We start from the raw sequence: 18,544 nt of genomic DNA on the forward strand, positions 1-18,544 counted from the left end.
ATTGTACAGACAGCGCTCGCACAACCTACGATACCAAATCCAATTTCCACATCTGACACAGCCGTTGAGAACGAACAAGCATCGCCTGTGGCAACAACATCTGTTCGGCAACCAACTCTCAATTCTGCTCAAACTTCATTTCCACAAGATATTAATTTCAATAATCAGGACATTCAACCTTCTCAAAGTACTCCTAACAACTCAGTCAATCCCACAGTTGACGCGGATAGAACCGAGAGAACTGCCGATACTCCCATTGTACAGACAGCGCTCGCACAACCTACGATACCAAATCCAATTTCCACATCTGACACAGCCGTTGAGAACGAACAAGCATCGCCTGTGGCAACAACATCTGTTCGGCAACCAACTCTCGATTCTGCTCAAATTTCATTTCCACAAGATATTAATTTCAATAATCAGGGCATTCAACCTGCTCAAAGTACTCCTATCGAGTCAGTCAATTCCACAGTTGAAATAGATAGAACCGAGAGAACTGCCGATACTCCAATTGCACAGACAGCGATCGCACAACCTACGATACCAAATCCAATTTCCACATCTGACACAGCCGTTGAGAACGAACAAGCATCGCCTGTGGCAACAACATCTGTTCGGCAACCAACTCTCAATTCTGCTCAAACTTCATTTCCACAAGACATTAATTTCAATAATCAGGGCATTCAATCTTCTCAAAGTACTCCTAACGAGTCAGTCAATCCCACAGTTGAAATAGATAGAACCGAGAGAACTGCTGATACTTCAATTGTACAGACAGCGATCGTACAACCTACGACATCAAACCCAGTTCCTACGTCTAACACAGTCGTTGAGAACGAACAAGACTTGTTTGTGGCAAAAATATTTCCTCAGCAACCAACTCTCGATTCTGCTCAAATTTCATTTCCACAAGATATTAATTTCAATAATCAGGGCATTCAACCTGCTCAAAGTACTCCTACCGAATCAGTCAATCCCACAGTTGAAATAGATAGAACCGAGAGAACTGCTGATACTCCAATTGTAGAGACAGGACAAGATTTACCAGATCTAACTGTCGATAGTCTACCACCACCTCAAGGTTATGCTGTTGGCGGACAAGTCGTTGCCCTCAGCAGCCCAAATAAACAGCAAATAGCAGCTTCAGATACTGTACCTGCCATGCTTACTCCTGGTGAGTTTGTGGTTAATGCCAAAGACGCACAAAAAAACCTCAATTTGCTGAAGCAAATTAACAATGGTAATACAATATCAAACTATTTACAAACCTCTTCTTTATCAAGAGAGATAGAAGACAGGAGACAAGAAGCAGAAAAGAATCGGGCTTTTTTCAAACAACAAAAAAATACCCAGTTAGGCTTACCTAAAATGTTAGTTTCTCTCGGTTCGTCTTCTTTGCAATTAAAGACTGAAAACCTAAACCTTTCAACGCTTAGTTCTCTTAAATCAAATTCAAGAGAAAACAAAATGGTAGAGGTGAATCAAAGTATGTCCCATTATTCTTTAAGCCCTTTAATTTTTAAAAAGCAAGTTTCTCCTAAAGATTCATCTTCTCATGACTCCGATTTACCCTCTCAATGGTCGAGTATTGAAGAATTGGCTAAGGGAAACAGTCTTACTACAAACTCTATTGGCTTTACTTCTTCTAAACCTATTGGTGAAGAATTAACTTCTCAAAATTTAGCTAATTCTCTCAAGTCAAAATCGTCCAGATTTTTTACACATCAATTACCTGAAATTAAGAGCTTTGCAAAGGGTGGACAAGTCACAGCCAGCCAATTACAAATGAGCGGACAACCTTCTAGAGAAACTGTAGAACAACCATTGTTGCCAACAAGCGGAGTTGACGATCGCTCTTCTACACTTTTTGAAACACTAGCTCATGAAATCTATTACTGGTTGCGGCAGAGGTTAGAAGTTGAACAAGAACGTTATGGCTATTATTCTGGTCGCGGTCGTATACCTTGGTAAATTCTAATTCACTTGATTGTAGGAGAACAATTCAAATGGCACTTGAAAAAGCAATACTAAAGGTTGTATCTGGTGACCCATTATCAGATCCCTCTGCTAAGGATATTAAGTTTATGTTTAATCCAACAGAAATGAGTTTTACTAGGTCGTCTAGTTGGGATTATGACAGAGGCGCTAGGGGTCATGGCTTGTTACCTAAAGCTAATTTCTCTGGGATCGATCCTTATAGTTTATCCCTGAACAAACTTGTATTCGATACTTATGAAAATAAGGGTCGTTCTTCTACTGGAGAAAATTTGATAGATATTATTGAAAATATTAAAAAAGGTGTTAGTGCTCCAGATGGAGAAAATAAGCGTCCGCCTATTTATATTTTATCGTGGGGAGGAATGGAGTATTTTTATTGCGTAATGACTAGGTTAAGTTACACTTTCACTATGTTTTTAGCTGATGGAACACCTGTGCGGGCGTTAGTAGACATTGATTTAAGAGAAGTCGATCCTACAAATTTACCGGGTGGAAGGATTACGAATCTGGCTGCTTCTCGTCAAGGAGGGCGCTCGCCACTCAATAAATCAAACCCTTCTACTAGTGGAAGTAGGAGTGTACGAAATAAGAATAATACTGCTGCTCTTGAATCGTTACTTAAAAACAATTAAATTGAATAGGAGTTCTATAATTATGTCGGATAGTCTTTATTTGTCTCGTCCATTTATTACAATTGCTGGTCAGAATGCTCCTCCTGAATTGGTTGACGATATTATACAGATTTCTGTAGAAGAAAGTTTACATCTACCATCAATGTTTACATTGCTGGTACATAATGCTTATGATGGTGCAGACCAAGAGGACAAACAACCTTGGAAAAATGAAAAATATTTTAAAATTGGTGATTCCATAGATATTGGTTTTGCTACTAGCACAACCAGATCTCCTGAGTTTAGTCAGGAGGAAAAAAATTATGTCATCAAAAATGGTGAAATCGTCGCGATCGAAGTCTCCTTTACAGATAAATCTGAAGCTCCTATTATTATTCGTGGTTACGATACTGCTCATCGCTTGCATCGCGGTCGTCATAACCGCTCGTTTTTAAACCATACTGCTGGAGAAATTGTTAAAAAAATTGCATCTGAAGCAGGTATAACGGTTGGTCAGGTGGATGATAATGGCGGACAGTATGATTATCTATTCCAAGAAAATCAAACAAATTGGGAGTTTGTACACGAACTAGCTGCTTTGAATGGGATGGAACTCTTTGTCCAAGATAATAAATTATACTTTCGGACGCCTAAGAGTAAATCTTCTTTGAAGCTGAAATGGTTAATTGACGTTACTCATTTTCACCCTCGTGCCACAAGTTCTCAACAGGTTAATGCGGTAGAAGTACGTAGTTGGGACTACACAAAAAAACAACCAATTGTCTCAACTGCTAACTCAGAAAAAGTTGTGACTCAATCTGGTCTCGGTAAAGGAAGCAGTACTAGTGGCGATTATCATCTCAAAGAATCTCCCACAATGATTGTTGTAGACAAACCCGTATCTACAGCACAGCAAGCAGATGCGATCGCTCAAGCTTTGTGTAATGAACTTGGAGGGGAATTTATTTATGCAGATGGGCGAGCCGAAGGCAATCCTCAAATCCGACCGACACGAATTATACATCTAGAGGGAATGGGCGATCTCTTCAGTGGTGATTATTACGTCACGGAAACACGGCATCTTTATAGGGAACGAGTTTATAAAACTGAATTTAGCGTGAGGGGGTTGCGTAGCAACAGTCTGCTGACAAGCATAGCCCCTCCAGTACATCTGCGACCAGCACAGACTTTCTTAACGGGTATTGTTACTGATAATCATGATAAAGACAACATGGGTAGAGTGAAAGTAAAATTTCCTACTCTAACTGAAAAACATAGCAGTAATTGGGCTAGGGTGGTAGGACTTGGCGCTGGGCAAAACCGAGGATTTTATTGTTTACCGGAGATAGGAGACGAAGTTCTAGTTGGATTTGAACACGGTAATATCACTAGACCCTATATTATTGGTGGAGTTTGGAACGGTGTAGATACTCCTCCTGAAGCAGTAGATGACACGATTGAAAATGGTAAAGTCCGATTGCGAACCATTAAAACGCGTACAGGTCACACTATTGAATTTGTGGAAGAGGATTTGGGAAGTGGAACTGAAGACAAAAACTGTGCGGGAGTTTATATTCATACCTCTGGAGGGCATCATGTACGCATGAAAGATTCAACTTCTGCACGGGGAGTCACAATTAAGACTTCTGGGGGACACCAAGTTAATTTAAATGATAGCCCTCAAAAGTCAATTGAAATTAAAACTGCTGCAGGTCAAAGCTTGACTTTTAATGATGAAGGCATGATAGTCTCTTTGGATACAGATGGAGTCGTTAATATCCGAGCAACAGGCGATGTCAACATAAATGCAACGGGTGCTGTTGGTATTGAAGCTCAGGGAGAGGTCAGCTTACACGCTACAGGTCTTGCCAGTATTAGGGGAGAAGGCGATCTTAACTTGTCTGCAGGAGGGGCTATCACGATGGAAGCGTTTGCTGAGATTAACATAGCAGCTATATCTATTTCTATGGAAGGTGTAGTAACAGCGAATACAATACCAGTAGTGTAAAAAATTACTATTGCTTTTGTAAAAAGTTTCTATTCAATCGAGGAGAACACATATGTCTTATTTTAGCGAAAGGGTTAGGACACAACGTTTAATGACTTTGGGATTTTTTAGTACAATCCTAGCTGTATCTATTACTACAATTAACAGTACGAGGATATTAGCTTTTGGTAGTCTTAATCCTCAACTTACAACTCAAGCTGATGAATACATAACTCAGTCAGATTTGTATGCACTTAACTCTTTTGACAAACAGTTTGTGACTACAGCAGCCCAAGGAAATTTAACAGAAGTAGAACTTGGAAAACTAGCATTAACACAAGCAAGTCAAACAGAGGTAAAGCAGTTTGCCGAACGTATGATTCAAGACCATACGCAAGCATATAATCAACTCAAACTGTTAGCTAGTCAACAGAATATTGCTTTTCCAACAGGTATAGATAAGCAAAATCAAGAAACTTTAACCAAACTGTCAAAATTGTCAGGTTCTACTTTTGACCAAACATATGTGAATACTATGGTAAAAGCTCACATAGAGACTCTATCTTTATTTGAGCAAGAAGGAAAACAGGGTTCTAATCCAGCCTTAAAGGCTTGGGCTGCAAAGATTATTCCAACGGTGAAAGAGCATTTACAAATGGCTCGCTCAATTATGAGTCAAAACTGAGTAGGAGAGGCGATCGTTTAGCTACAATGAGGGCATTCTAGAAGACGTTGAAAGCACGCCATGTCTCGTTGGTTTAATATTGCGGGTCCCTGCCAAGCTGACATTCACTATATGCTATCGCCCACTAACCGAATGCCCAACTTAGAGCAACTGATCGAGCAACGTAGCTATTTTGTGATTCATGCACCTCGTCAAACGGGTAAAACTACTGCAATGCTAGCGTTAGCACAACAACTGACGAAGAGCGGACGCTACACCGCTGTTATGGTATCGGCAGAAGTAGGAGCACCTTTTCGTCACGATCCAGGAGCAGCAGAAAATGCAATTCTAGCAGCTTGGAGGGCAAGCGCGAGATTCGATTTGCCTGAAGATTTACACCCTCCGGTGTGGGATGAAGAGCAGCCAGGGCAAAGAATTCAAGCAGCTTTGCAGGTATGGGCGCAAGCTTCACCACTACCATTGGTGGTGTTTGTTGACGAAATTGATTCGTTACAAGATGAAGCCCTCATATCTTTTTTACGACAACTTCGTGATGGTTATCGCAATCGTCCTAAAAATTTTCCGATTTCTGTGGGTTTGATTGGTTTACGAGATGTACGAGATTATAAAGTCGTTTCAGGAGGTAGCAATCGCTTAAATACATCAAGCCCCTTTAATATCAAAGTGCGCTCAATAACATTGAGAAATTTTAATGCCCAAGAAGTGGGAGAACTGTATCAACAACATACTGATGAGACGGGACAAGTTTTCACACTAGAAGCCATTCAGACGGCGTTTGATTTAACTCAGGGACAACCCTGGTTAGTCAACGCCTTAGCTAAAGAAGTTGTTGAAGAGATAGTGAGTGATATAAATGTAAAAATTAAACCAGAACATATATTAACAGCAAAAGAAGTATTAATAGCACGTCAAGACACCCATTTAGATTCTCTGGCAGAAAAACTTCGAGAACCAAGAGTTAAAGCCATTATTGAACCAATTCTTGCAGGACAAACATTAGGAGATACGCTGTCAGATGACCGACAATATCTGGTCGATTTAGGATTATTGCGACGCGATCCTGAAGCAGGATTGACAATTGCAAATCCTATTTATCGCGAAGTGATTCCCCGTGTTCTAGTTCAAGGCACTCAAGACACTTTACCTTACATTAGTCCAAGTTGGCTCACTTCAACTGGAGAAATTGATACCGAGGCTCTATTGCAAGCTTTTATAGCATTTTGGCGACAACATGGAGAACCTTTGTTTGGAAGCGCTGCTTATCACGAAATTGCTCCACATATAGTTCTAATGGCATTTTTGCATCGCGTCGTCAATGGTGGTGGAACAATAGAACGCGAATATGCAATTGGACGGGACCGCATGGATTTGTGTTTGAAATATAAAAGTCTCACTTTAGGAATCGAGTTGAAAGCTTGGCATAATAAAAAAGGCGATCCATTGGCAGATGGTTTAGAACAATTAGATTCATACTTAGCACGTTTAGGTGTAGATTTTGGTTGGCTAATTATTTTTGACCAACGTTCTAAAGCACCACCACTAGAAGAACGTTTGACAACGCAAATCACAACTACAAAAAATGGACGTTCTGTCAAAGTTGTACGTGCATAATTACTCAAGCGATAGGAATTGTAGGGTGCAAAGCATTGCACCCTTGACAAATTTAATAAATTCTTCCGTTTTCTCGGCTTCTATGAATCTCGTGAGAGATTTTATTTAAATCGTGGTTAAGATGTCTTTGCTCTTGTGAAGTTAAAAATCCCCCATTTCTTCTCAAATCGTGAATGCGTCTTGCATTCACCGCTGCTTCACGATTTTCTAAATGATGAAACTGATATGGCGTAATTTGTCCTTCTCTGACACCATCAAAAATACGTTGTTGTTGAGAAGACTCTCGATGGTAAATTTCGCCAGCAGAAGCTATTTTTGGGTTTAAGAAAACAGGAGCGAGGACTAGGGGAAGAATGTAGATCGTTTTCATAGTGGTGTTTTTCCTAATTTAATAAGTGGATATTGTTTAGAAAAGCCAATCTCTAAACTGTTTCTTTAAGAGTAAGTCAGAAAAGTAAAGAATTCAGAAAGATTTGTTTTCGACTTTTGGCGAATCAAATATTTTATCAAATTCGTTATTCTTAATAATATACAAACTTTATATGAGGGCTGCCTGAATGCCAGAAACGGTGAATGGTCAGCAAAACAAATATCTAGGGAGAGGTTGGGCTTTCCCGTTGCAGTTGAGCGTACAGGGAGGAATACAACTTCACGCTGAAGCACAAAAGGTTAGAGAATCTATTTGGCTTATTTTACGTACTGAAATAGGAGAACGGGTCTATCGTCCTGATTTTGGCTCGCGCTTATCGGAATTGGCGTTTGCGCCTATGAATAACGATACTTTGTTACAAATTCGTCTTTACGTTCGAGAAGCCTTGGAAAAATGGGAGCCACGCATTATGTTGGATCGGGTTATAACAGATGCTGACCCCGTGCGGGGAAGAGTCGATATACTGATCGCTTATCGTTTAAAAAATTACCCAGATCTCTATAACTTTGTTTATCCTTTTTATTTGTTAAGTGAGGAGGAAGAGTAACTGTGGAATTTGATTTTTTACCTAAGTTGCCTTCTTCTAATTTAGACGATCGCACTTTTAATGAATTAGTAGAAGAGTGCATTTTGCGAATTCCCCGTTACTGTCCGGAGTGGACAGACCATAACTTGAGCGATCCGGGAATTACCCTAATTGAATTATTTGCTTGGATAAGCGACCAATTATTACTTAGGTTTAACCAAGTTCCTCGTAAAAATTATGTTGCTTTTCTAGAATTATTAGGTATTCGCCTTCAGCCACCAGTTCCAGCACAAACAGAGTTAACGTTTTATTTAAGCACTGCTTTAGAAAAAGCTTACACAATTCCCTCTGGGATAGAAGTTGCAACAGATCGAACCCAAGAAAGTGAAGCGATTGTTTTCACAACGGATCGTCCTTTAGTCATTGGTAAACCCATTCTGAAACACTTTTTGACTGCTCAAACAGTTAATGAAATTCCTGAAACTTTGCGCGATCGCGTCACCAATCAATGGACTCGTCAGACAAATGGAGACTGGGGAGGTCGCGAGCAACTCTTATTTGAAGAGCAACCAAAACCAGGTAATTGTTTTTATCTAGTACTGGATTCCGAAGACTCTCTAGACGGTAACGTCATGCAAATTAGGTTTAAAGGGGCGGCGGCGACATCCACTGGTATCAACCCCAATCAACCACCCCGTCGTTGGGAAGCCTGGGACGGTCAACAATGGGAACCAGTCTTGCTCAGAGAAGATGATGATGCGACTCGTGGTTTTAGTTTCTACGAACAACACAACCCCGCTCAAGGTGCAGATGTAGTTCTGCATATACCCCAAAAGTGGCCAGTGACTAGCTTTACGACTTATCGAGGTCGCTGGTTGCGCTGTGTTTTGACAACTCCAAATACCAATCAACCGGGTTATACTAATTCTCCAAGGATCGTCGGCTTAGGCGTACAAGCTATTGGGGGTACTGTGGATGCTAGCCAAAGTATTCTAATTTTGAACGAGGTATTAGGAATAAGCGATGGTACGCCCGGTCAAACTTTTCAATTACAAGGCTCTCCTATTTTAAGCCGTCGAGAAAATGAGTTTATAGTCGTAACTCCTCCTGGAGGGTTACCTCAAAAATGGCAGGAGGTTTCAGATTTTGCCGATTCCGATCCTAGTTCGCTTCACTATACTATTGATTCTTTAACTGGTGAAGTTCAATTTGGTCCTTTAATTCGCGAACCTAATTCTCTCAGCCACCAAACACAAATTCGCTCCAGAATACAGCAGTCAAAGCAAGCAGACTCTAGGTTAGCCGATCTGCAAATGTTGGAATATCAGTACGGGGCTATTCCACCTCGTGGTTCGGAAATTAGAGCGATCGCTTATCGCATTGGTGGTGGACGTAAGGGTAACGTTCAAAGCGGTACGCTTCAATTTTTAAGAACGGCTGTTCCTTATGTTGCTAAGGTGAACAATCATAACCCCGCACGCAATGGGGCTGATGGCGAAACTTTGGATCGGGCTGTCCTGAGAGCTCCACAAATACTGCGGACTCGCGATCGCGCTGTCACTGCCGAAGATTTTGAAGTGATGGCACAGCGGGCTGTTCCAGGAGCGATCGCAAGAGTTCATTGTATCACACCCACTTCTTCACGCGATGCAGGTAATATACGTCTGTTAATTGTGCCACAAGCAAATCTAGATGGAATTGCTCGAGGAGAAGGAATACGCCCAGAACAGTTTGTCATAGAAGAAGCAGTCCAACAAAAAGTTTTGCACTACTTAGATGAAAGGCGATTGTTAGGCGTACAGGTGCAACTTCAAGAACCGAAATATGTAGGTGTTTCCATACGAGCACAAGTTGCTCTCGAACCAGCTTACGAACATTCTTCTGCTCAACAAGAAATTCTGTTAAAATTGCGTGTCCTTCTGTATCAATATTTAAATCCCCTTACTGGAGGACCAGAAGGTAAAGGTTGGCCTTTTGGACGATCTGTTTATCCTTCAGATATTGTAGCGTTATTACAACAAATTCCTGGAGTACGTTACTTAGGGGCAATTTTGTTATTTTCAATACGCAAGCAAGGGCAAATTTGGGTTCGGGAAAAAGATCCAGAAGCTTTTATTAACCTAGAACCGCAAGATTTGATCTGCTCTTGGGCTGATAAAAATTTGCGCTCCGGTCATGATATCACTCTCATCACTACCTGAAGGATATGACTATGCTGAAAACTCGCTCTAATCCTCCTGTAAGTATTCAAATAACCCCAATGCGAGTTCCTGAAGCGATGCCTTCTGTAGACCCTGCCTTACCTTCTGGTAGTGTAATTATAGAATCAGTCGCTCAAAAGAGTTTGCTTGTATATCCTGGAGAACCCAGCGAGACGATTGTACAAGTAAAAAACTTGGAACAACACACCTTGCAGTTAACCTTGAAAGTAGAAGGAAACTTTCCTCTTGAGTGGTGCCAAATTATCACAGAGGACAAAGAAATTGCTCCTGGAGCGCAAATGGAAGCCGTGCTTTATTTTTTTGTTCCGGCTACATTTTTTGAGGATCGAGAAGCAATCAGCCCGGAAACACGAGAGCGGTTAGTGCTTGATTATCACTGCATAATTGACGTACATATCAATGAAAATACCGAGCAAGAACAAGTTCAGCAAGAGGAGTTTGGTTTATACATCCGTCCTTACACTAGCTACATGAGTTTTCTCCCGGCTGTCTACCGTGAAATTGACTTTATGAGTCGCTTCATGCAGATATTTGAACAAGCGATCGAGCCGGTGATTCAAAACTTCAAGGTCATGTGGGCAAACCTAGATCCCTTGACAGCACCAACAGCTTTATTACCCTTTTTAGCTTACTGGGTAGCTTGGCCACTCGATTCAATCTGGGGTATACCTCAGCAGCGTCGTTTGATTCGCCGTGCTATGGAACTTTATCGTTGGCGGGGAACTCGCAAAGGATTGCGTCTTTACTTACATCTTTATACGGGTTTACCTTTAGATGAGGATATACCTCAAGAAGCCGAAAAACATATCAGCATTACAGAACCCTTTAGCCAAGGTTTTATCTTATCGTCAGCAAACTTAGGAGAAAATACTGTCTTAGGCGGCGGTCAGCCTTACCACTTTATTGTGCGTTTGCGTGCTGATAATACAACTCTGGACGAAAAATTGGTGCGGCGTATCATCGACCAAGAAAAACCTGCTTTTTGCACCTATGAATTATTTATGTAAGGGTGCAATGCCTTGCGCCCCTATCCCCTACATCCTAACTCCTAACTCCTACCATGACACATCCTTTTCCACCACCACCCATTAAACCTTTAACACGCCTTCAAGCCTTAGATGGTTTATTAATTAATGCCGAACGCTGGCGCAAGGCACATGAGTACCACCGGTTGCGGCAAAATGTTCACTATCAATCACTCCATCAACCAGGAATTGTCTGTGGTTTAGGTGTGCGAGTGATTGCTCCTCCTTCTTCATATAAAGCAGAATATCGAGACAATCGTTGGGTGGAAATTCAACCGGGTGTTGCAATTGATGTTGCTGGTAATGTGATTGTTGTACCTAACGCACTTGAATTTCGGATTGCGACAGAAATTCCTGATACTGAACCTGTGATGATATATTTGGTGGTGAGTTATGTAGACCCAGACCAACTACAGCGTAATGACCAAAGCGAGTACCTTCAAGAAACTTTTCGTTTAGATGAAAAAAGCCAGCGACCAGAACATACAGAAATAGAGCTTTGTCGAATTTTCTTGCAACCAGGACCAGTTTCGATTACTCAACCTACAGATGCTTTTTTCCCAGGGTATAACAATGTAGACTTGCGCTATCGCATTTATGCTCAGGTACGTCCTCAAGCGATCGTGCGTATGGCTTTAGTCAGTCATACCGACCCTGAGTATTCTCGGAACTTTTTTAACCTTTCATATTTACTACAGTCTGTAGAAGTTCTTCATGCTTCTTTAAAAGGCTCTGATGATATTGGTCAAGTTTCTTTAGAAGAATACCTTCTGGATTATGATTTGCTTTACTTAACGGGTAAAGACGCACTAGCTTTGAATAGTCGTGAATTTGATAATTTAAAAGCGTACTTAGATAAAGGTGGAACCCTTTTAGTTGATGCACCATTCGATGCGCTCGCTTTAATTGAAAGTACTCAAACTTTGGCTCAACAATTAGGTTATTTTTTAAAGCCTTTAGAAGAATTTCGTCGAAATCATCCTTTAAGGACAAAACCTTTCTTATTTGCTGCTTTGCCAACAGTCAATCAACAACCAATTCAGATGTTTCTAGAAGGAGGAATTATTTTGGTGACTGGAGATTTAGCAATGTCTTGGGGGCTTGACCAAGAATTATCTTTATCTAGATTTGATATTCGCACGGCTCAGGAATTGGGTATTAATATTCTTCAATACGCTTGGAAACGGCGACAGTTAATTGGTTTGCAACAGGAGGATTATTCTGCTTTATGGTAAAACTAATTTATTTAATTCCAACTGCAATGGTAGCATTAAGTGTGGGAGTTGCGATCGCACCCGCTGAAGCTAATTGTGGTAATGAAATTGTTAAGTTAGGACTAGTTCAACCAACTATAGAATGCTATTGGCAGCAGTTACAACAACAGACCAATTTTTCATGGGGAAAAGCTAATCCTTACGGCACATTATCTGGCGATCGCAAAGAGGAACCAACGCAGCGGTAAGCCGAAGCTGTAGGCCGTCCGTCGGGTGCAGCGCCTTGTTGTGCCGATGTTGGAAAGTATCACTCCATAATGTGCTTTGCCAGCGAAAGCAGTGTTCGAGAATACGGATGTTCAGCATCGAAGGTATAGACGAGTGCTCGGCCTTCCATATCAATAAAAATATTGTTGCAACCCCAACAAACCGATGCCTGTAAAATGAGATTATCGTCCTTATAAAACCGAAACCCGTAAGGCGGAGCATGACAGCGCATCTGTTCCGCGAACGGTAACTGCCGCCAGAGCCGAGCGATAGATTGTGCGGTTTCGTCAGTCACTCGCACACAAGGCGCGGAAGCAGCCGCCTGCATAAAACTATTGATGTGATTGCTTAAAACATCTTGAAGATTAACAATCTCAACAGCATCTATTTCGGGTAGTTGGGCGACATCGTAATTCATACGCAGCCAAGTATCGCACGACAGCACAACTATCTATTATACGGAAACTTTCTATACAATGACCCCTTAAGGGGTGATTAACCCTCTTTCAAGAAACACGAGCCAAAAAGCTTGTAAAATAAGGCTTAGTCAAAAATTGCTCGTGTTTATTTCTTTCATAGGGGGTGGCAATCGCCGCCAGTGGGGTTGCTTCTAATAAACAGAAATGTTTCTTAGAAGAGGGTTAATATTCATTATAAAAGTTTACTTTTGCTGGATCGTTACCGATGTGCTTCATGATGTGCCTGTACTCACTTATTGTAATCGATCTGTCTTTACTTTGATCCATATTGATATCGTTAAAACGTAATCCATGGCGTCGTGGTGTATTAAGAAATGGATCGTCACTATGAGGATTTATCGCTGATGCTGTGTTGAAATTGACTCGCGCATTTAAGTCTTGTGTTACAAAATCAATCCCCAATTTACTCGTTCTTCTAAAAAACGCTTTGTATATCCATTGCCTTAATGCATTTTTTTGCTCCTCTGACATCTTTGTAAATAAATTAATTGCTTGACTAAATGTACGTTCGGGAGCTAACCATGCATGAATATCTTTTGGGTGGAGATGTACTGCTTGGTCGGATCGCTCGGAATTTTTCAGATTTTTTGTAAATCTATTTTTGCTTTTTATCTTCTTTAATCCTTGCGCTTCTCTAAAACCAAAAATGCCTTCAGAAGTCTTATCCCCAAAATCATAAAGTCCTATCGTAGAAGCGTTTTGTGCTAACTTTTGAATCCATGCTTGCAAATCAGCATTAGCAGCCACGTTAGCCTTAAAGCTAGGGAAATACTTACCCCAATTTGCAACTGGATCGGGATCGCTTAAAGCTTCTCGTACTGTAAATATGCCTATAGGAGATTGATCGAGCGTCATAAGCCCGTTTATACCTATTCCAGCGTTATAGTCATCAATCGTTCTGATCGGTTGTGGTGTCCCTATTGCTTTATCTTGAGGTTTGAGGCGCTGTTGAGTTAATTGTCTGAATGGGTGTAATCCATATAACAAACTTTTATCATCTCCGCGAGCATAATTAATTAAAGGGTCTGTTCCATGTACAACTCTCTGAATTAACCCATTGTCTGCCAAAGATTTTGTTATTGTGTCTTCTTCGGACATGGCTTCACGCTGAATACTTTGGCTTTGGTCTAGTTGTGATGACCTAGAAGCTTCAATTTGATTGATGACTCGTGCTGCTGCTCGATCTGCTTCTTGCTCGTATTTGTCTCCAGGTTTTCCAATCATCAGCTTAGTTTGAATTTGTTCTCCTTGTGTGCCAAAAAAGCTTTTTCTAATAGTATCTCTTTCTGTTTGGCTGGGAACACTAAATGTTGTCACTTTAGATGATGGAGAATTGGTCTGTACGGAATTCTCAGTAGCAGATAGAGCTATGTGAGGTTGTTTCTTCTGAAGCAGCCGAGCAGATTTTTGTATTTGTTGGTAAGTCATAAAGAAAATTATCAAGTGAATAATCTATTGATTTTTTAAACCCAGCTATTCTTCTTCATTTTCCTGTTGCTTTTGAAAATGTTCTTCAAATGAATTTCTAACTTTTTGTTCGGTGTTGTACATTGCATTATTTACTAAACTATCAATTAGATTAGTCATTCGATATACAATAGTTCTAAATAAAGTTTCCAAAAAACCTAAAATTTCTTCCATGATTTTTAACCTCAAAATTTCAAGAAAAAATTTAACATATAGTAGATTTCGTCTTAGTGAGATACAGTGCGACGAGCAGTGACACCGCTCCTACAAACTTTCTAATGATAGAGCTTTGTATTTCATATAGTTGAAATCTGCTGTATATGCCATGCTTTGATTTTTGCCACGTTAACTTACTTCAGCATAGTTGCTTTCTTTAAGCTAGCAAATTTTTTATTTAAACCGCTATTCACCAAAAGTCGTGTTATTATATCTAGTTTTTCAGAGTGCTACTAGTGGTTATTGAAAAAGGATATAAATAAGATTCAACTTACGTCTAATCACAAATGGTAAGTTTCAATGACACACTTAACAATAGGCTTAAAGATATATAGCTATTAAGACTTAAGATTTTTTTAGTACTTACGATCTACCAACGAGTACAAAAATCTATCAAAGATTCGTCAATTCAGATGAAACAGTCTCAAATGCTCGACTTACTATTGACAACGATGCAGCACAGCTAAAAGTAATTAAGGATTTTCTAAAAAATATCAACTTATGTCTAATGACAAATTTTCAAATATGATGACATAATTAATTATAGTTTTAGGATTTTGAGACAATATTTATTAACAGTCATAATCGATATTTTGTGTGCCTTATACAACTTGAAGTTGTAAGGGCGGAGTGTGTAGTGTGAGATGAGCAAAACTAACACAAGCCAATCAACAAAAAGCTATGAAAGTCAAAGTTTTTAATTCACAAACAAAAAATCGAGGAATTGAACTCGATTTCGATGAAATCTTCACTGATGAAGATGTATGCATCATAGGTCGTTCTCCTGATTCTGGTTTAGTTCTAGATAGTTCTGATATCAGTCGAGTTCATGGTAAATTTTTCCGGGAAAATGGAGAAATTTATTATGTTGACTTGGGTAGCACCAATGGCTCAAAGGTGAATGATGAAATTGTTACTATGAATCAGAATTATCTACTCAAGTCTGGGGATGTTATTCAAGCAGGTGAGTTTGTTCTCTTTATTCAAGAAACTAGCAATATTCCTGAAGATAAAACAGTTGTCAGAGATTTAGATGCAACTGTATTTTCATCTTGGAAGCCTGAAGTTCAAGCAACTGACAGTCCTGGTGCTTTAGTAAGAGTGAGCGCAACCTTGGAAACTGAGGAACCGGACGATCCCAAGTCGCAAACTCAGGCTTTACTAGCAGCCATTAATAAACGCATCGTGAAAGATGTGACGACAACAAAAAACTGGACGCGAGATTCTTATATTAATGCGGTTCGTAAAGCTCGCGAAACGATTGAACATAGCAAAATTATCGATCCAGAAGCACTGGAAAAAGAAGCAGATAAGTACTGGCGATCGCTCTCTAAAGGAGCTTCAACTGTCACTAGCCGTTTGGGTTCCGCCACTATCAAAGGAGCTTCAGAAATTGGAAGCCGTTTGAGTTCTGCTACTGTCAAGGGAGCTTCAGAAATCGGAAATCGTTTGGGTTCTGCTGCTAAAGCTGCTTGGAAAGAAGCGATCGCACCCAAATCTAGTTTGGAAAAAGAACTCACGGAGTCTCGTTCTGAGAACAAAAGCGATGTTTTTGAAGCGGCTGATTCTGAAGAGAAACACCTACAAACTGTTGAAGATGAAATGAGTCAGTTGATTTCTGGAAATAACTTACATACAACGGCTTCTGAAGATAACTCACACCAAAACAAGTAAGAATTAGCTTAATTAAGTCTAAATAGAACTCAATCCAACATCCAAAATGGTATAAAAAATTGATGAACCGCACTCCTATAACACCCCGATCTCAAGCCAAAATTCATTATTTACATCTCGAAAGAGCTTTATCGGAGATTGAGCAAGCTGTTGAGGATTATAGCGATCGCTTAGAACAATCTACAGAATCCATTCCCGATCTAGAATCTGCTCTTGTTGAAGTTGCTACTACGATGGATCGCTTTTCAGCCATAGGACATTTGTGTAGCACCTTCCACCTATCCCTTTTCGAGACTCAAGTTCTGCTGTTATGTGTCGGTCACGCACTTCTCCCTTATTTCCCACAACTTTGTATGAAGGCTCAAGGAAACGAGCAATTAGCGTATCCAACTTTTGGTTTAGCTATGCGTCTTTTCTCAGACTCTCATTGGAATGCTCTTTTACCTGATGCTCCTTTACAATATTGGCAATTGGTCAAAGTTGGGATAAATTCCGATCTGCCTCAGTGCCGTTTGCAAATAGACAACAGTATCTTGCTGTACCTATTGGGCGAGCCTTATCAAGACGATCGCCTCGCGCACTTAATCCAGCCTATGCCCGTGAAGGATAATACAGGCGTACTTTTACAACCTTCACATCAAGACATAGCAGAACGTTTAGCAAACGCTTGGTCGCAAACTCAAAGCATATCTTTGACGTTACCTATTGTACAATTGTGTGGTATGGAAGTTACCGACAAGTGGGCGATCGCTGCTACTGCTTGTGCTCTTGATAGGCGATCGCTCAAACTCATGTCTGTGAGTCATTTACCAACAGACTTAACAGAGCTCAACCATATAATACGAAGGTGGGAAAGGGAAGCTATTTTAACGAATAGCGTTCTTTTGCTAGATTGCGAGCAATTAAATTCAGACGATTCTGCACTCAATACAGCAATTCTACAGTTGATTCAGAAGATTCGGACTCCACTCATTATCTCGGCAGAAGACCGAATACTGTCACCACACCGTCCTTTGATGACCTTCGATGTACCTAAGCTGACTCCTAATGAACAGCGAAGCGTTTGGTACTCTTGCCTTGGAAGCAGTGGAACTCAATTAAACGGGCAGATAGAAGCGTTAGTCTCTCAGTTCAACCTTAACAGTCTTGCGATCCAATCTGCTTGCTTGCAAGTTAGCGATCGATATAAGAAGTTTCCACTACCTTTAACTTCTTCCTCAGTTCCCCATCAACTGTGGGATATTTGTCGGACGATGGCACGACCGAGGCTGGATGATTTAGCACAACGCCTTGACTCAAAAGCAACTTGGGATGACCTTATCTTGCCAATAACTCAAAAAAACATCTTGCGCGATTTGGTGATTCAAGTTCAACAACGAGCAAAAGTTTACTGGGATTGGGGTTTTGCTGGTAAGGCAAATCGAGGTTTTGGCATAAGTGCCCTATTTGCAGGAGCTTCCGGTACTGGTAAGACTATGGCTGCAGAAGTTTTAGCCAAAGAATTAAGATTGGATCTTTACCGCATCGATCTGAGTGCTGTAGTCAGTAAATATATTGGTGAAACCGAGAAAAATCTGGGGCGGATTTTTCATGCTGCAGAGGCGGGGGGGGCAATTCTCCTCTTTGATGAGGCTGATGCATTGTTTGGCAAACGCTCTGAAGTTAAAGATAGTCGCGATCGCCATGCCAATGTCGAAGTTGGGTATTTACTTCAACAAATGGAAGCATATCAAGGTTTGGCGATTTTGACAACGAACTTAAAAAGCTCTTTAGACCAAGCTTTCTTACGCCGTCTCCGATTTGTTGTTTCTTTCCCCTTTCCAGATTCTAAATTGCGAGCAGAAATTTGGCGGCGTGTTTTTCCTCAACAGACACCAACTCAAGGATTAGACTTTGGAAAACTGGCTCAACTCAATCTTGCAGGTGGAAACATCCGCAATATTGCCCTGAATGCTGCTTTTACTGCTGCACAAGCAGAAGAACCAATCATGATGAAACACATATTAAGTGCAGCACACAGTGAATGTATGAAGTTAGAAAGAGCTTTAACTGATACTGAGATTCAAGGTTGGTTGTAATCGATTTATTGTTAGCGAATCATGAACTACTAGAAACTAATTATTTTTTGACAA

General features: G+C 40.5%; 16 protein-coding genes. 12 read left to right on the forward strand and 4 right to left on the reverse strand.

Going from position 1 to position 18,544, the window contains the following annotated elements; all coding sequences use genetic code 11:
* The 5 genes from AB0756_RS24520 to AB0756_RS24540 form a co-directional block, all read left to right on the forward strand.
* Positions 1–1,971 (forward strand): hypothetical protein (locus AB0756_RS24520; RefSeq protein WP_408104013.1); only part of this gene is annotated, 1,971 nt, incomplete at its 5' end.
* Between the two features lie 35 nt (positions 1,972–2,006).
* Positions 2,007–2,630 carry a CIS tube protein gene (locus AB0756_RS24525; RefSeq protein ID WP_050046721.1) on the forward strand — a complete coding sequence of 208 codons (624 nt, stop codon included), beginning with the start codon at positions 2,007–2,009 and terminating at the stop codon, positions 2,628–2,630.
* Between the two features lie 22 nt (positions 2,631–2,652).
* Positions 2,653–4,617: a VgrG-related protein gene (locus AB0756_RS24530; RefSeq protein WP_038081287.1), complete on the forward strand. Its 1,965-nt coding sequence runs from the start codon at positions 2,653–2,655 to the stop codon at positions 4,615–4,617.
* 52 nt (positions 4,618–4,669) lie between these two features.
* Complete coding sequence (locus tag AB0756_RS24535) at positions 4,670–5,281, forward strand: DUF4142 domain-containing protein (RefSeq protein ID WP_050046720.1); 612 nt, start codon at positions 4,670–4,672, stop codon at positions 5,279–5,281.
* 60 nt (positions 5,282–5,341) lie between these two features.
* Positions 5,342–6,892 (forward strand): ATP-binding protein, encoded by a 1,551-nt coding sequence (locus tag AB0756_RS24540; RefSeq protein WP_038081285.1) that lies wholly within the window; start codon positions 5,342–5,344, stop codon positions 6,890–6,892.
* A gap of 52 nt (positions 6,893–6,944) precedes the next feature.
* On the opposite strand, the gene AB0756_RS24545 is transcribed toward AB0756_RS24540, so the two are convergent.
* Positions 6,945–7,262, reverse strand: coding sequence for a hypothetical protein (locus AB0756_RS24545; RefSeq protein WP_050046719.1), 318 nt, complete (start codon positions 7,260–7,262; stop codon positions 6,945–6,947).
* Positions 7,263–7,449: 187 nt separating this feature from the next.
* On the opposite strand from AB0756_RS24545, the gene AB0756_RS24550 reads away from it, so the two are divergent.
* From AB0756_RS24550 to AB0756_RS24570, 5 genes are read left to right on the forward strand one after another with little or no spacing between them, the layout of a single operon-like run.
* Positions 7,450–7,869, forward strand: coding sequence for a GPW/gp25 family protein (locus AB0756_RS24550; protein ID WP_038081284.1), 420 nt, complete (start codon positions 7,450–7,452; stop codon positions 7,867–7,869).
* Positions 7,870–7,871: 2 nt separating this feature from the next.
* The gene (locus AB0756_RS24555) at positions 7,872–10,049 is read left to right on the forward strand and encodes a putative baseplate assembly protein (protein WP_038081282.1); all 2,178 of its coding nucleotides are present in this window, start codon (positions 7,872–7,874) and stop codon (positions 10,047–10,049) included.
* 11 nt (positions 10,050–10,060) lie between these two features.
* A complete protein-coding gene (locus AB0756_RS24560; RefSeq protein WP_038081280.1) occupies positions 10,061–11,077 on the forward strand; it encodes a phage tail protein in 1,017 nt (338 codons plus the stop codon).
* A gap of 53 nt (positions 11,078–11,130) precedes the next feature.
* A complete protein-coding gene (locus AB0756_RS24565; RefSeq protein WP_038081279.1) occupies positions 11,131–12,330 on the forward strand; it encodes a DUF4159 domain-containing protein in 1,200 nt (399 codons plus the stop codon).
* Complete coding sequence (locus tag AB0756_RS24570) at positions 12,324–12,557, forward strand: hypothetical protein (protein ID WP_038081277.1); 234 nt, start codon at positions 12,324–12,326, stop codon at positions 12,555–12,557. Before AB0756_RS24565 ends, AB0756_RS24570 begins: the two co-directional genes overlap by 7 nt.
* A gap of 59 nt (positions 12,558–12,616) precedes the next feature.
* Here the strand turns inward: AB0756_RS24570 and AB0756_RS24575 are convergent, their stop codons facing one another.
* The 3 genes from AB0756_RS24575 to AB0756_RS24585 form a co-directional block, all read right to left on the reverse strand.
* Positions 12,617–12,994 carry a hypothetical protein gene (locus AB0756_RS24575; RefSeq protein ID WP_038081275.1) on the reverse strand — a complete coding sequence of 126 codons (378 nt, stop codon included), beginning with the start codon at positions 12,992–12,994 and terminating at the stop codon, positions 12,617–12,619.
* 223 nt (positions 12,995–13,217) lie between these two features.
* The gene (locus AB0756_RS24580; RefSeq protein WP_038081273.1) at positions 13,218–14,483 is read right to left on the reverse strand and encodes a hypothetical protein; all 1,266 of its coding nucleotides are present in this window, start codon (positions 14,481–14,483) and stop codon (positions 13,218–13,220) included.
* A gap of 45 nt (positions 14,484–14,528) precedes the next feature.
* A complete protein-coding gene (locus AB0756_RS24585) occupies positions 14,529–14,696 on the reverse strand; it encodes a hypothetical protein (RefSeq protein WP_153021438.1) in 168 nt (55 codons plus the stop codon).
* Positions 14,697–15,419: 723 nt separating this feature from the next.
* Between AB0756_RS24585 and AB0756_RS24590 the strand changes: the two genes are divergently transcribed.
* Together AB0756_RS24590 and AB0756_RS24595 are read left to right on the forward strand one after the other, a co-directional pair.
* Complete coding sequence (locus tag AB0756_RS24590; protein ID WP_038081271.1) at positions 15,420–16,412, forward strand: FHA domain-containing protein; 993 nt, start codon at positions 15,420–15,422, stop codon at positions 16,410–16,412.
* 62 nt (positions 16,413–16,474) lie between these two features.
* Complete coding sequence (locus AB0756_RS24595) at positions 16,475–18,490, forward strand: ATP-binding protein (RefSeq protein WP_038081270.1); 2,016 nt, start codon at positions 16,475–16,477, stop codon at positions 18,488–18,490.
* The last annotated feature ends 54 nt before the right edge of the window (positions 18,491–18,544 follow it).

It is taken from the genome of Tolypothrix campylonemoides VB511288_2 (assembly GCF_045999855.1).
Taxonomy (GTDB): Bacteria; Cyanobacteriota; Cyanobacteriia; order Cyanobacteriales; family Nostocaceae; genus Scytonema; species Scytonema bouteillei_A.

What these genes read in the sequence shown, in the direction of transcription:
- AB0756_RS24525 (WP_050046721.1), top strand. Translation starts at nt 2,007, where the DNA reads ATGGCACTTGAAAAAGCAATACTAAAGGTTGTATCTGGTGACCCATTA.
- AB0756_RS24530 (WP_038081287.1), top strand. Translation starts at nt 2,653, where the DNA reads ATGTCGGATAGTCTTTATTTGTCTCGTCCATTTATTACAATTGCTGGT.
- AB0756_RS24535 (WP_050046720.1), top strand. Translation starts at nt 4,670, where the DNA reads ATGTCTTATTTTAGCGAAAGGGTTAGGACACAACGTTTAATGACTTTG.
- AB0756_RS24540 (WP_038081285.1), top strand. Translation starts at nt 5,342, where the DNA reads ATGTCTCGTTGGTTTAATATTGCGGGTCCCTGCCAAGCTGACATTCAC.
- AB0756_RS24545 (WP_050046719.1), bottom strand. Translation starts at nt 7,262, where the DNA reads ATGAAAACGATCTACATTCTTCCCCTAGTCCTCGCTCCTGTTTTCTTA.
- AB0756_RS24550 (WP_038081284.1), top strand. Translation starts at nt 7,450, where the DNA reads ATGCCAGAAACGGTGAATGGTCAGCAAAACAAATATCTAGGGAGAGGT.
- AB0756_RS24560 (WP_038081280.1), top strand. Translation starts at nt 10,061, where the DNA reads ATGCTGAAAACTCGCTCTAATCCTCCTGTAAGTATTCAAATAACCCCA.
- AB0756_RS24565 (WP_038081279.1), top strand. Translation starts at nt 11,131, where the DNA reads ATGACACATCCTTTTCCACCACCACCCATTAAACCTTTAACACGCCTT.
- AB0756_RS24570 (WP_038081277.1), top strand. Translation starts at nt 12,324, where the DNA reads ATGGTAAAACTAATTTATTTAATTCCAACTGCAATGGTAGCATTAAGT.
- AB0756_RS24575 (WP_038081275.1), bottom strand. Translation starts at nt 12,994, where the DNA reads ATGAATTACGATGTCGCCCAACTACCCGAAATAGATGCTGTTGAGATT.
- AB0756_RS24580 (WP_038081273.1), bottom strand. Translation starts at nt 14,483, where the DNA reads ATGACTTACCAACAAATACAAAAATCTGCTCGGCTGCTTCAGAAGAAA.
- AB0756_RS24585 (WP_153021438.1), bottom strand. Translation starts at nt 14,696, where the DNA reads ATGGAAGAAATTTTAGGTTTTTTGGAAACTTTATTTAGAACTATTGTA.
- AB0756_RS24590 (WP_038081271.1), top strand. Translation starts at nt 15,420, where the DNA reads ATGAAAGTCAAAGTTTTTAATTCACAAACAAAAAATCGAGGAATTGAA.
- AB0756_RS24595 (WP_038081270.1), top strand. Translation starts at nt 16,475, where the DNA reads ATGAACCGCACTCCTATAACACCCCGATCTCAAGCCAAAATTCATTAT.